Origin of the sequence: Rhodovulum sp. PH10 (assembly GCF_000293785.1) — a bacterium.
GTDB lineage: Bacteria > Pseudomonadota > Alphaproteobacteria > Rhizobiales > Xanthobacteraceae > Rhodoplanes.
In genome coordinates this window covers 30143-42661 of sequence record NZ_AKZI01000068.1, presented here as the reverse complement: position 1 = coordinate 42661, position 12519 = coordinate 30143, and the positions used below count along the sequence as shown (strand labels likewise).

At 70.0% G+C, this 12519-nt stretch carries 15 protein-coding genes and 2 tRNA genes; 10 read left to right on the top strand and 7 right to left on the bottom strand.

Annotated elements, in window-relative coordinates:
- Positions 1–2: 2 nt before the first annotated feature.
- Together A33M_RS12390 and A33M_RS12385 are read right to left on the bottom strand one after the other, a co-directional pair.
- Positions 3–824, bottom strand: coding sequence for an OmpA/MotB family protein (locus tag A33M_RS12390; RefSeq protein ID WP_008387521.1), 822 nt, complete (start codon positions 822–824; stop codon positions 3–5).
- A 22-nt stretch (positions 825–846) separates the two neighbouring features.
- Positions 847–1620, bottom strand: a complete 774-nt coding sequence (locus tag A33M_RS12385; protein ID WP_008387520.1) for a motility protein A — start codon at positions 1618–1620, stop codon at positions 847–849.
- Between the two features lie 283 nt (positions 1621–1903).
- Between A33M_RS12385 and A33M_RS12380 the strand changes: the two genes are divergently transcribed.
- Complete coding sequence (locus A33M_RS12380; protein WP_008387518.1) at positions 1904–2548, top strand: glutathione S-transferase family protein; 645 nt, start codon at positions 1904–1906, stop codon at positions 2546–2548.
- Positions 2549–2592: 44 nt separating this feature from the next.
- Here A33M_RS12380 and A33M_RS12375 read toward each other — a convergent pair whose 3' ends face one another.
- The gene (locus A33M_RS12375) at positions 2593–3471 is read right to left on the bottom strand and encodes a LysR substrate-binding domain-containing protein (RefSeq protein WP_008387517.1); all 879 of its coding nucleotides are present in this window, start codon (positions 3469–3471) and stop codon (positions 2593–2595) included.
- Positions 3472–3774: 303 nt separating this feature from the next.
- Between A33M_RS12375 and A33M_RS12370 the strand changes: the two genes are divergently transcribed.
- Positions 3775–4158, top strand: a complete 384-nt coding sequence (locus tag A33M_RS12370; RefSeq protein WP_008387516.1) for a DUF1127 domain-containing protein — start codon at positions 3775–3777, stop codon at positions 4156–4158.
- A 113-nt stretch (positions 4159–4271) separates the two neighbouring features.
- Here the strand turns inward: A33M_RS12370 and A33M_RS12365 are convergent, their stop codons facing one another.
- Complete coding sequence (locus A33M_RS12365) at positions 4272–4631, bottom strand: BA14K family protein (protein WP_008387515.1); 360 nt, start codon at positions 4629–4631, stop codon at positions 4272–4274.
- Between the two features lie 156 nt (positions 4632–4787).
- Between A33M_RS12365 and A33M_RS12360 the strand changes: the two genes are divergently transcribed.
- The gene (locus tag A33M_RS12360; RefSeq protein ID WP_237718362.1) at positions 4788–5420 is read left to right on the top strand and encodes a LysE family translocator; all 633 of its coding nucleotides are present in this window, start codon (positions 4788–4790) and stop codon (positions 5418–5420) included.
- A 26-nt stretch (positions 5421–5446) separates the two neighbouring features.
- Here A33M_RS12360 and A33M_RS12355 read toward each other — a convergent pair whose 3' ends face one another.
- Together A33M_RS12355 and A33M_RS12350 are read right to left on the bottom strand one after the other, a co-directional pair.
- Positions 5447–5872, bottom strand: a complete 426-nt coding sequence (locus A33M_RS12355; protein ID WP_008387513.1) for a hypothetical protein — start codon at positions 5870–5872, stop codon at positions 5447–5449.
- Positions 5873–6072: 200 nt separating this feature from the next.
- Positions 6073–6438, bottom strand: coding sequence for a DUF952 domain-containing protein (locus A33M_RS12350; RefSeq protein WP_008387512.1), 366 nt, complete (start codon positions 6436–6438; stop codon positions 6073–6075).
- A 193-nt stretch (positions 6439–6631) separates the two neighbouring features.
- On the opposite strand from A33M_RS12350, the gene A33M_RS12345 reads away from it, so the two are divergent.
- The 6 genes from A33M_RS12345 to A33M_RS12315 all read left to right on the top strand — a co-directional run bounded on the left by A33M_RS12345 (position 6632) and on the right by A33M_RS12315 (position 11242).
- Complete coding sequence (locus tag A33M_RS12345) at positions 6632–7651, top strand: diacylglycerol/lipid kinase family protein (RefSeq protein ID WP_008387510.1); 1020 nt, start codon at positions 6632–6634, stop codon at positions 7649–7651.
- A gap of 164 nt (positions 7652–7815) precedes the next feature.
- A tRNA-Phe gene (locus A33M_RS12340) sits at positions 7816–7891 on the top strand.
- Between the two features lie 773 nt (positions 7892–8664).
- Positions 8665–9342 (top strand): TetR/AcrR family transcriptional regulator, encoded by a 678-nt coding sequence (locus A33M_RS12330; protein ID WP_040620378.1) that lies wholly within the window; start codon positions 8665–8667, stop codon positions 9340–9342.
- Between the two features lie 37 nt (positions 9343–9379).
- The gene (locus A33M_RS12325; RefSeq protein WP_052027031.1) at positions 9380–10042 is read left to right on the top strand and encodes a class I SAM-dependent methyltransferase; all 663 of its coding nucleotides are present in this window, start codon (positions 9380–9382) and stop codon (positions 10040–10042) included.
- A 296-nt stretch (positions 10043–10338) separates the two neighbouring features.
- A complete protein-coding gene (locus A33M_RS12320) occupies positions 10339–10716 on the top strand; it encodes an SPW repeat domain-containing protein (RefSeq protein ID WP_040620377.1) in 378 nt (125 codons plus the stop codon).
- A 25-nt stretch (positions 10717–10741) separates the two neighbouring features.
- Positions 10742–11242: a DUF421 domain-containing protein gene (locus A33M_RS12315; protein WP_008387505.1), complete on the top strand. Its 501-nt coding sequence runs from the start codon at positions 10742–10744 to the stop codon at positions 11240–11242.
- A gap of 37 nt (positions 11243–11279) precedes the next feature.
- Here A33M_RS12315 and A33M_RS12310 read toward each other — a convergent pair.
- A tRNA-Arg gene (locus A33M_RS12310) sits at positions 11280–11356 on the bottom strand.
- Positions 11357–11446: 90 nt separating this feature from the next.
- Here A33M_RS12310 and A33M_RS12305 point away from each other — a divergent pair.
- Positions 11447–12433 (top strand): thermonuclease family protein, encoded by a 987-nt coding sequence (locus A33M_RS12305; protein WP_008387504.1) that lies wholly within the window; start codon positions 11447–11449, stop codon positions 12431–12433.
- Positions 12434–12519: the final 86 nt, after the last annotated feature.

The following is a 12519-nucleotide window of genomic DNA, read 5'->3' as shown; positions in this document are numbered from 1 at the left end:
TCTCATGGCTGGAAATCCAGCGGGATCGACGGCTCGTCCCGCATCAGGGTGATGGTCACCCGCCGGTTGGCGGCGACGTAGGGGTCGTCGGGGAACAGCGGCTGGGTGTCGGCCTTGCCGGCGACCACCTGGACGCGGGCGTCGGCGACGCCCTCGTCCTCGAGGATGCGGCGCACGGTGTTGGCCCGCTCGGCCGACAGCTCCCACGGCCCGTAGCCCGGCCGCGAGGGCGTGCGGGTGGCGGCGGTGTGGCCGGTGACGGCGATCGGGAACGACATCGGCTTCAACGTGACGCCGAGCCGCTCGATGATGCGGCGGGTGCGCTCGTAGGGCTCGCGCGAGCCTTCGGGAAACATCGAGCGGCCGTCCTGGTCGACGATCTCGATGTTGAGGCCGTCCTTGGTCTGCTCGAACATGATGTGCTTGGAGGCCTCGGTCAGCTCCGGCATGTCCTCCATCGCCTGCCGGAGCGACGCCGCGGCGAGCGCGAAGGCGCGGTCCTTCTCGAGCTTGGCGCCGACGTCGCGCTCACGGTCGCGGTCGGGGGTCTCCTTCGGCATCTCTTCCGGCGGAATGTGCGCGGGGTTCTTCAGCTTCGGCCGGGTCGGCAGGCCGGGCACCTCGATCATGCCGGAGTAGCGCACGTTGTTCTGCACGCCGAAGGCGTCGCGCAGCGAGCCGGCGACGATCTGCAGCTTCTGCTGATCCTGGGTCGAGAAGGCGACCAGCATGACGAAGAAGGCGACCAGCAGGCCCATCAGGTCGGCGAAGGTGACGAACCACCCGTGACCGCCGCCGTGCCCGCCGTCCTTGCGCCGCCCCATGCTCGCCTCCGCCGCCGGCCGTTCAGGCCGCGGCCGCCTCGGTCATTTCTTCGCGGTTCTTCTCCGGCACGTAGGCGAGCAGCATCTCGCGCACCACCGCCGGGCTCTTGGAGTCGCGGATCATCAAGACGCCGTCGATGATCAGCGTGCGGTTGATCTCCTCGTCGACCAGCTTGCCGTGCAGCTTGTCGGCGATCGGCAGGCAGAACAGGTTGGCCACCGTCGCCCCGTAGAAGGTGGCGAGCAGCGCCACCGCCATGTACGGCCCGAGCTTCGAGGGGTCGGTCATGTTGGCGAACATCTGCACCATGCCGATCAGCGTGCCGACCATGCCGAAGGCCGGCGCGCAGTCGCCGATCGCCCGATAGATCTTCTGGCCCTCGTCGAGATGGGTGAGGAAGTTGTCGCGGTCGCGCTCGAGGTTGTCGCGGATGAATTCGAGGTCGTAGCCGTCGGCCACCAGCCGGACGCCCTTGCCGAGGAAGGAGTCCTGGCACTCCACCTTCTCCAGCCCGATCGGCCCCTGCTTGCGGGCGATCTCGGCGAGGTTGGAGATCTCGTCGATCAGCTCGCGCTGGGTGGTCCGGCGCAGCGTGAAGGCGAATTTGAGCCCGAGCGGCACGCCGTGGAAGATCGACGACAGCGGGAAGCGGATCAGCGTCGCCGAGAACGAGCCGCCGAAGATGACGATGAAGGCGTGCGGGTCGATGAACATGCCGATGTCGCCGCCCATCAGGATGAGAGTGCAGAGCACCACCATTCCGGCGACGAGACCGAGCGCAGTCGAAATATCCATCGAAAGCTCCAGCGTCAGGCGAACGCGCCACGGCGTCCTCGAGGGAAATCGCTCCCGGACGCGTCACCGGACCGTAGCCACAAGCCGTCTAAAAAGCGTAAAACCCGAGCAATCCTTTTCCTTACATGCGTTTTTCACATGGAAGCGCAGCCGTTTCGGCCCGTTCGACGGTGCGCTATGGAGGAGAGGCAGCACCGCTGCGGCGCCACGTCGCGGACGGTGAGAAAAAACCGGCGCCGGGCCGGCGGGATTTTCCGGCGGCCGGCCGAACGGGATGACGAGAATGGCCGAATACGAGCTGTACTGCTTCGCCCAATCCGGCAACGCCTATCGGGTCGCGCTGATGCTCGAGCTGGTCGGCGCCGACTGGTCGCCGGTGTTCGTCGACTTCTTCAAGGGCGGCGAGACGCGCACGCCGAAATATCGCGAGGAGGTCAACGAGATGGGCGAGGTGCCGGTGCTCCGGCACGGGGCCCGCCGGCTGACCCAGTCGAGCGTCTGCCTGACCTATCTCTCGCGCCGCTTCGGCAAGTTCCAGACCCAGGGCGAGGACGAGGAGCTGGAGGCGTGGCGCTGGATGGTGTTCGACAACCAGAAGCTCAACGGCTTCCTCGGCACCTATCGGTTCTTCCGCAACTTTTTGCCGACGCCCGGCGATCCGGCGGTGCTCGCCTTCCTGCGCGGGCGCGCCGAGGGGGCGCTGGCGGTGGTCGACAAGCGGCTCGGCAAGGCGCCGTTCCTCATCGGCGAGCGGCCGACCGTCGCCGACGTCTCGCTGTGCGGCTATCTCTATTATCCGGCCGAGGAGTTCGGCTTCGACATCGCGGCGACCTATCCGAACGTCGCGGCCTTTCTGGAGCGCATGAAGGCGCTGCCGGGCTGGAAGCACCCCTACGACCTGATGCCGGGCTGGCCGATGGCGAAGTGACGCCGGGTCTCGGTGATCGATCGTGATCGCGGTCTCGGCCGCGATCACTCCGCCGCGTCGCGCACCGACAGGTTGTCGAGCGAGGAGACGATGTGGCCAGCCAGCGCCTCGGCGAGCGGCGAGCGCTCGTGGGTGTTGCGCAACAGGCCGATGCGGCAGGGCGGCAGCGTCGGAAAGCCGTCGGCGGGGGTGAGCACCCGCATGCCGGGGCGCAGCCCCGAGGTCGGCAGCACCGAGATGGCGAGCCCCGCCAGCACCGCCGCCGAGATCGCGCCGGCATTGCCGCTCGAGAACAGAAGCCGGTGCGGCCGGCCGATCCGGTCGAGGCTTTCCACCGCGGTGGTCCGCCAGGCGCAGGCCGGCCGGCCGAGGGCGAGCGGCAGCGGCGAGTCGCAATGGATCGAGTGGCGGCTCGAGGTGACCCACAGGAGCTCCTCCTGCCGGAAGATCTCGACCGCCCGCGCGGTCTCGCAGCTCGTCACGATGGCGATGTCGATCTCGTCGTCGTCGAGCCGCAGCACCAGGTCGGTCGACGGCTCGCAGAACACCGTCAGCTCGACCCCGGGATAGACCCGTGAAAACCGTGCCATGATCTCGGGAAGGTAGCGGTCGGCATAATCGTCCGGCACGCCGAGCCGCACGCGCCCGGCGAGGTCGTCGTCGGAGAAGGCCGACACCGCCTCGACGTTCAGCTTGACGATGCGGCGCGCGTAGTCGAGCAGCCGCTCGCCGTCCTCGGTCAGCTTGGAGGCGCGCCCATCGCGCACGAACAGCGGCCGCTCGATCCGCTCCTCGAGCCGCTTCATCTGCATCGACACCGCCGACTGCGTCTTGTGCACGATCTCCGCCGCGCGGGTGAAGCTGCCGGTCTCGGCGATCGCGACGAAGGTGCGAAGCTGGTCGATGTCGAGCATCGGGGTCATGGCCTCTCCATGCGGTGGGGCCGGTCGCCGGCGAGGTGAGCCGGCGCGCGGTACGGCGGGTCGGTCCCGCATGCTGGCATCCCCGACGCCGACGCGCCAGCCGTCGCGCTGCCGCTCCCCCCCCCTCGGATACCCGAGAAAACGACATCACGAATGCTGATCCGAACGATCAGGAACATTCGTTTCAGTCATCGATCGGAGAATGGCATTGTCGTGACGCGGCCGCCTCTCGAACGGCTTTTCGGGTGGTCTCCCCGCCGGGGAGGACCGAGAGTGCCGGGGCGGTCACCACTGGAGATGGTCATGACTTCGCTTCCGCTTCCCCCGCAGGCCCTCGCCGCGCCGCTGCCCGCGCTGCGCACGCTCGCCGGCGCGATCGGGACGGTGACGATGGCCGTCCACCGCCTGCACGTCGTATGGACGCATCGCCGCGAGGCGGCGGCGCTCGCGGGCTTCAACGACCGCATGCTGGCCGATATCGGGCTGACGCGCTGCGACCTCGCCGACGCCTATTCCGAGCCGGCATGGCGCGACCCGACCGCGGTGCTGGCGCAGCGCGTCGCCGAGCGCCGGGCGAGCCGCCGCCGCCCGTTCCGGCCGACGCTGACGCGGCTGTCGTGCGGGCCCTCGATCGTTCCCGACGATGGCGGGCAGCGGGCCGATCGCCCGGTGCCGACCGCGGAGTGAGCGCGGATTTTTTTACGAGAAAGGCCGCCCGGGAGCGTCCCGGACGGCCTCTTGTCGAATTGGACGTCACCCGATCGAACTGGTCCCGACCGGGCGAGACCGGGCCGGTCCCGTCACGGGCACGGATGGCGCAAACCGTCGTAGCCGAGATAGGTGCCGGAGGCCGGGTCGTACGACTTGAACTTGGACTGGCAGTAGGCGACCTCGTTCGGCGTCGGGCCGGCCGCGTAGCCGGCGTAACCCGGGGCGTAGCCCGGCGCATAGCGCGGCTGCGACAGCGCGCCGCCGATGATGGCGCCCGCCGCCAGGCCGGCGATGCCGGCCGCCGCCGCGCCGCCCCAGTTGCGGTCGTGGTGATGGTAGTAGTACGGGCCGCCGCGGTGGTGCCAGCGCTGCGCTTGCGCCGGAGCGGTGGCGAGCATCACGGCGGTGGTGAGCGCGAGTGCGCCGGACACGACTTTGGTGGTGAGCATCGATTGCCTCTCCCTCTGTGCTGAAGTGGTGTGCCTCAGGAGCGAGAACTCCCGAAGCGGCCTGGGGTTTCGTGACGTTTGCGTTAGGTGAACGAACGCTTTCGGCATCGCCCGGGTGATGCGGTGGCCGTCAATGCGGTGTTTTCGGAGGACGACATGTCGGTTGCGGTGATCTCGCCCGAGTTTTTGCTGACCTCGCTGGTCGTCGTGGTCGCCCCCGGCACCGGCGTGCTCTACACGCTGGCCGCCGCACTGGCGCGCGGCCGCCGGGCGAGCGTCGCCGCCGCGATCGGCTGCACCCTCGGCATCGTGCCGCACATGGTGGCGGCGGTGCTCGGCCTCGCCGCGCTCCTGCACGCGAGCGCCGTGCTGTTCCAGACCGTGAAGCTCGCCGGCGTCGCCTATCTTCTGGTGATGGCGTGGCAGGCGCTGAAAGCCGGCGGCGCCCTGCAGATCGACCGGGAGGCGGGATCGAGCGGCCGCTCGTTCGGCACGGTGGTGCTGGTCGGCATCCTCGCCAACATCCTCAATCCGAAGCTGTCGCTGTTCTTCCTCGCCTTTCTGCCGCAGTTCGTCGCCGCCGATGCGAAACACCCGCTCGGCGAGATGCTGGCGCTCTCGGCGGTCTTCATGGCGATGACCTTCGCGGTTTTTCTGCTGTACGGCCTCGCCGCTGCGGCGTTCCGAACGCACGTCGTCTCGCGCCCGGCGGTGGTCGCCTGGATGCGGCGCGCGTTCGCGGCGGCATTCGTCGCGCTCGGAGTCAAGCTCGCGCTCGCCGAGCGGTGAGGCGGCGCAAGCTCTCACCCACGCTCTCACCCGAGGCATTGCCGCCCGTAATCCTGCGCCGCCCGCGCCAGCATCTTTTCGCAGCGCGCGGCGTCGACCGCGTCGACACGGCCGAGATTTTCCCCGTCCGCACCCTGGCGATAGAGCCACACCTCGCCGTCGCGCACATTGATCGAGTGGCGCTGCCCTTGCGGCGTCGTGCCGTCGTGCTCGAGCGGCGCCAGCCAGAAGTCGACATGCGCGTGGTTGGTCGAGCGCGGATCGAGATTGGTGTCGACGACGAACCGGATGCGTGACGGCACCAGCTCGGCGTCGGCCCGCTCGATCGCCGGCAGCAGCACCTCGCGCGCCCACCGCACGCCGCGGTCGAACCCGCTTTCGGCCGGCGCGGCGGCGCCGGTCGGGGCGGCCTGCTGGCGGCCGGCGAGAAACGCATCGAGAATCTGTCCCATGGCGGCCTCCGAGCCGGATTGCGTGTCGGTGTTGCGTGTCGGTGTTGCGTGTCGGGGTGGCGTCGCGCGGCGTCACGCTCCGCGGTACGACAACCGACGGACCGGCCGGGGGTTCACCGGCGACCGTTCGTCGGCGGCGAGGGTCCTCCGGCTCTGTCGCCGCCGGTCGCCGCGAGGTTCGAGCGCTCCGCCTCGAAAGGCTAGTCGCCGAGCTGCGGCACCACCGGGCGGCCGGCCGAATCGAGCGGCAGCGGCATCACCTTGCGCACCGCGGTGAGCGGCAGCGGGCCGTAGAGATGGGGAAACAGCGCGCCGCCGCGCGACGGCTCCCAGTGCAGCGCGGCGCCGAGCGCCTTCACCTCGACCGCCACCAGCAGCAGGCCGGGCTGACGGAAGAAGTGCTTCTCCGCCGTCTCGGCCACCTGCCCGGCGGTGGAGAAATGGATGAAGCCGTCCGCCCGGTCGACCGGCGCACCGTGGAAGACGCCGCTGCGCTCGGCCTCGCGCCACAGCGCCGACGGGCAGATCTTGTAGACGTGGGTCTCGTCGACTTTGGTCTCGGTCATCGTCGTCCCGTCACTCCGGTGGAATCGCCGGCGCAGAATGGCTCGCGAATGCCACCTGTCCAGCCGTTCGGCGCCGGCCGCCCGCAGGTCTGCGACGCGTCACCGCATGCGGCGCGAAAAGATCGCGCAACCGCAGCGCGCCTTTCGCGTTGATGCTGACGGCGCCGTCGTATCGGCGCAGTGGGATACCGCCATGCGCCGCATACTCGTTCTTCTCAACGCCCGCGCGGGCACTTTGGTCGATCTCGGCCCCGATCGCATCGTCGCGGCGCTCGCCTCGCTGCGCGAGGGCGGCCGGGCGGTGGAGGTTCGGCTCGTCCAGCCGAAAAAGATGCCGGACGCCATTCGCGACGCCGCCCGCTCCGATCACGACGCGCTGATCGTCGGCGGCGGCGACGGCACCGCCAATCTCGCCGCGACCGCGCTTTCCGGCAGCGACAAGATTCTCGGCGTGCTGCCGTTCGGCACCATGAACCTGTTCGCCCGCGACCTCGGCATGCCGGCCGACCCGGAGGCGGCGATCGCGGCGCTCGCGCAGGCGCGGCCGTGCCGGATCGACCTCGCCAGCGTCAACGGGCGCCTGTTTCACACGCTGTCCGGCATCGGCTTCTTCAGCCAGATGGCGCGCGCGCGCGAGGAAACCCGCGGCCACCCGCTCGGCCGGCTGTCGAGCGTGGCGGTCGCCGCCTGGCGGGCGCTGCGGCGCAGCGGCCGCTTCCGTTTCGAGATCGCCATCGACGATCGCACCGAGGTGGTCGACGCGAGCGCGGTGCTGATCACCGTCAACCGGTTCGGGGCCGACTGGCGGCGGACGCGGCTCGACGGCGGCGCGCTCGAGCTGCACATCGCCGAGAGCTCGGGCGCGCTCGGGCTCGCCAAGGCGGGCGCCGACCTGTTGACCGGAAGCTGGCGCGACAATCCGGGCATCCGCAGCCTCTCCGCACGGCGGGTCGCCATCCGCCACGTCCGCAAGCGGGTGTGGACCGCGACCGACGGCGAGCTCTTGCGCCTCCGCCTGCCGCTCACCTACGAGGTGCGGCCGAAGGCGGTGACGGTGCTGCTCGCCCCGCCCGTCGCCGAGGCGACGCCGACCGTGCGGGCCGGCGCGGACGAGGTGGACGGGGATCATCCCGCAAAGGACCGGTCCGCCGCGGACCTCTCCGCCACCGACCAGCCGGCCGCCGACCGGTCCGCCGAGGTTCAGCGGGTGTGAAACCTCGTCGATGGTGCCGATTCGCCGGGCCGCCGAGCGGCTTGCACAGCGCCGGACAGAACCTCGTGACATCCGCGCGACGGCTTCTGGACATCCGCCCGGCGAGCCTCTATAACCCGCCGGCGCTCGCGGTGCCGCGCTCCGGCGCCGAGGTCGTGGAGCACGCCCAGGTAGCTCAGTTGGTAGAGCACGTGACTGAAAATCACGGTGTCGGTGGTTCGATTCCGCCCCTGGGCACCACGCCTCCCTAACCGCTCGACGTCTTGCAATTTCCGAGCATCGACTTCCGAGCATCGACGGCTTTTTTGACCGCCCGACCGGTGCAGGCGGGTGGTGCACATGGTGCCCGCAATCGCCCGGCCGTCCCGGCGCTCCGAAAGCTCCAGTTTCCTCTTTCGCAGCCGCGTCCCCGCCGACATCCGGCCCGAGCAGGCCGGCGGCAAGGTCGTGGTCTCGTTCCCGCCCGAGACGGGGTCCGGCGAGCCGATCCGGGTGACGGAGAGGATCGGCGGCGAGGTGAGGGGCTCGGCTCATCCTGCGCAGCGACGAGCCCGTCGCCGTCCGTTCCGAGATTGCGTGCCCCGAGGTGCTGCCGGCGATCCGCAAGACGGGCGGCGACGTTCTGGCCGTCGCCGACCCGGCGAACGTGGAGGTGGGGGCGACCGAGATGATGCCGCTGCCGGCGACCTTCACGGAGGCGCTTCGGCAGCACGCCGCGACCCTGATCGAGCTCGCCGAGGAGACGGAGGCCCACGCCCGGACCACGGCGGAGCGGAGGGCGGTCGACGATCGGGACGGTGGGCCGGGCCGCTTTCGGCCGCTCGTTTCGTCGCCGATGTCGCGAGACTCTCCGGTACGCCCTTCGACCGGCTCCTGCCGGATCGGCGAAATCGGCTCCGGCGCAGCCCCGTCGGAGTTTCCAAACGCGCTCTTGGCGCCCTGCCCGTGAACGAACGCAGTTCGTAACGAACGGTGTTCTTGACGAACGGTGTTCGTCATGCGAGGGTCGGAACATGAAGCAGACCCCGTCGCAAACCGTTGTCAGCCGCCGTAGCCGCCCGGCCAAATCCCCCTTGAGCCGCGAGGCCATCGTCGAGGCCGCTCTCGCCATCCTGGAGGAGGAAGGCGTCTCCGGTCTCAGCATGCGCAATATCGCCAAGCGGCTGGATACCGGCGCGGCCTCACTCTACGTGTACTTTGCAAATACCGATGAGCTTCATGCGGCGCTCCTCGACCATGTTCTTGCGGAGGTGGTCCTGCCTGCTCGGCGGGGCACCTGGCGCGACCGATTGAAGGCCCTGCTCGTCTCGTATCACTCCGTTCTCGAGGCTCGCCGGGGCCTCGCGCAACTGGCGCTCTCGACCATCGCGTCCGGGCCGAACAGCTTGCGAATATGGGAGTGCATCCTCGCCCTTCTCGACGAAGGCGGTGTGTGTGCCGCCACCGCGGCTTGGGGCGTGGACCTTCTGGTGCTGTACGTCACCTCGATCGCCGCCGAGCAAGCTCTGCATACGACCGACGACCGCGGACTGACGCGCGTGGCCTCGGTTCTGGCGGCCGTCACTGCCGATGAATTCCCGCACTTGCACGGCCTACGCAGCGAAATGACGTCGGGCGACGGTCCGGACCGCAGCCAATGGGCCATCGACGTCATCATCGACGGGCTGTCGACCAGCAGGCCGCCGGCGTAGCTCGTCGCACATCACCCGAAAAACAGGAGACACATCGATGAGCACCTGTTTCGACGCGCGGGGAGACGCCATTATCGACCCGACGCGGACCCACAAGGACAGCTTCTCGGACATCTACGAGAATCAAGCCCCGCCGTGGGACACCGGAAAGCCGCAACCGCCGTTTGTCGACGCGGCGACGCAAGTCGTCGGCCCGGTCCTGGATTGCGGCTGCGGCACCGGCGGGATGGCCATCTATTTCGCGGAACGAGGCCATACGGTAACCGGCATCGATTTCGTGCCGAAGGCGATCGAAAGCGCCGAGCGCAAAGCCGCAGAAAAGGACGGGTTGTCGGTCCGCTTCCTCGTGAAGGATGCGATGACCTTGGAGCAGTGGGACGAGAGTTTCGCGACCGTCCTCGACAGCGGCCTGTTTCACATCTACGCGGCCGAGGAACGGGCGCGATATGTACGCGGGCTTGCCCACGTCGTGCGCCCCGGAGGCCTTCTGCTCCTGTTCAGCTTCAGCGACGAATGCCCTGCTTCGCCCAATGGCGGCGTCTCGCGCCGTGAGCTGCAGCAGGCTTTTTCCGACGGATGGACGATCGAATCCCTGGACCTGCGAGACAGCGAACTGAACCCGGCTTTCGTCGCCGCCCATCCGCAGGCGTTCGGAGACGGCTTGAAGATGTGGTTCGCGGCGATCCGGCGGAATGCCTGAACAGCGTCGCGTGACACGCGAGCCGGGCTCCGCCAGCCGGCGGCGCCGCGTCGGATCGCCCGACGAACCCTTCGTACGTCACGCGGCCCGCACGGTGGCGTCCCTCTGCCCGGAACGGCTGCCCGCCGCGAGGCTTGACCCTGCAACGAGGCTCCGCCCCGCAGCGGTGTGGCCGCCGCGCTTGCCCGCGAGGCCGCGCTCGCCCGCGAGGCCCCGGCACGTCGCGCCGGGCGAATACCGGGCACCAGCAGAAGAAAACCGGGCAGCAGCAGAAGACGAGCGCAGGAGAGCGGACGATGCGGTTCTTGCCCACGCGTGTACACGGCGTGATCGACTATGTGGTCGGCGCGCTCCTGGCGGCGTCGCCCTATCTGCTCGGCTTCGCCGACGGCGGGCCGGCGGAGTTCGTGCCGGTGGCGCTCGGGCTCGGCGCCATCCTCTACAGCGCCTTCACCGATTACGAGCTCGGACTGATTCACGCCATCCCGATGCCGGTGCATCTCGGGCTCGACGCCGCGAGCGGCGTCCTGCTCGCCGCCTCGCCGTGGCTGTTCGGCTTCGCCGACCAAATCTTCCTCCCGCACCTCCTGATCGGCCTGTTCGAGATCGTCGCGAGCCTCGTCACGCGCACCCGCCCGGAGTCCGGCCTGGTGATGGGCGACAATCCGCCCTGAGCGGCTCGCTCCCGGCGCTCGCCCGATGAGTTGGGTCGACGAGATCTTCGGCCGCACCGGCGACCTGACCACCGCGCAGGAGTGCGCGCGTGCGGTGTTGATTCTGGCCTATGGGCTGGTCGCCATCCGCCTCGCCGGCCGCCGGATGTTCGCCAAATGGTCGGCGCTCGACATCGTCGTCTCGATCATCGTCGGCTCGAATCTCAGCCGCACCCTGACCGGCACCGCCCCGCTGGTCGGCACGCTCGCGGCCACCACCTTGCTGATGGCGCTGCACTGGCTTCTGGCGCGCCTCGCGGCGCTCAGTCCCGGCCTGTCGCGGCTGATCGAGGGGCGTCCCGTATCGCTCGTCGACGAGGGCCGGCGGACGTTCGATGCGCGGGTGCGCTGGGGCGTGTCGGATGCCGATCTCGACGAGGCGATCCGCCAGCAGGACGCCGGCAGCGTGGAGGAGACGCAGGCGATCGTGCTCGAGCCGAGCGGCAAGATCTCGGTGCTGAAGCGCCGCCGAGATCCGCCCCGCTGAGCGGCGCGACGGAAGGCCGAGCGGCGCGACGGAAGAGTGGCGGTCCCGACAGGACTCGAACCTGTGACCTTCGGTTTAGGAAACCGCTGCTCTATCCGGCTGAGCTACGGGACCGTGGCGCGGGTGTAGCATAGACGCGGCGGGGGTGCATCCTCTCGGCCGAGCCGAGGCCCTCCGCCGTGCAGGTCGCCATCCGAGGTTTCGATGCGACGCTTCGGGCTCACCGCGGTCGGGCCGGCGAGCCGGCGGGCCGGTGCCGGCCGCCGCCGCGGTTTTCGCGCGACCGTGGTGCTCTTCGCGCTGGCGGCGGGATTTTGGGCGCGGCCGGCGGCCGCGGCGGAGGCGCGCCCCGCCGTCGGCGCCACCGTGCTGGCCGATCTCGGCTGCCCGCTGACGGTGACCGAAAGCGCCGACGTCACCGCAGTGGTCGACGGCCGCACGCTGCGGCTTCTCGACGGGCGCGAGGTGCTGCTCGCCGGAATCGAGGTCGATATCGGTCCGGCGGGCGACGACGGCGGGGCGGGGCCATCGGCCGGAACGGACACCGCCGCCGAGATCCTTCGCGACCTGATGCCTCCGGGCCGAGCGATCGTCATCGGCAGGTCGGGGCGGGAGGACGAGCCCGACCGCTGGGGCAGGGTGGTGGCGCACGTGCTTCTGCCGGCCGATCCCGGCGGGGCGCGCAGTCCCCGCGGCGGCGCCTCGCCGGCCGGCTCTCGTTCGCGCGCGGCGGCCCCCCGCTGGACCACGCTGCAAAACCTCCTGGTGTCGGGCGGGCTCGCGCTGGTCGACGGAAAAATCGGCGGCCCGTGCCGAAACACGCTGCTCGCGGCCGAGCGCGAGGCGAGAGACGCCCGTCGCGGCTTTTGGGCGGCGCCCGGCGCCGTCGCCCTGCCGGCCGAGGCGCCGGAAAAAATCCTGCGGCGGCGTGGGCACTTCGCGCTGGTGGAGGGGACCGTCCTGTCGGTCGGCCACGGTGCCGCCACCGTCTACCTTAATTTCGGCCGACGTTGGTCGCAGGATGTCACCGTGACGATCGCGCGACGAATCGCCAAAAGGCTGGCCGCGGCCGGGCTCGACCCGGACCGGCTGGCGGGGCGACGTGTCGCCGTGCGGGGGATCGTCGAGACGTGGGGCGGGCCGCGCATCGAGGTGCTGCGGCCGGAGCAGATCGCGATCGTCGGGGAGTGACGAGGGGCGATCGGGCCGCGGCCGGGCGAAGCGCGGCGGGCGAGCAGAACGGGGATCGGGTGAACGAGCACCTGCGTCCGCAGTGG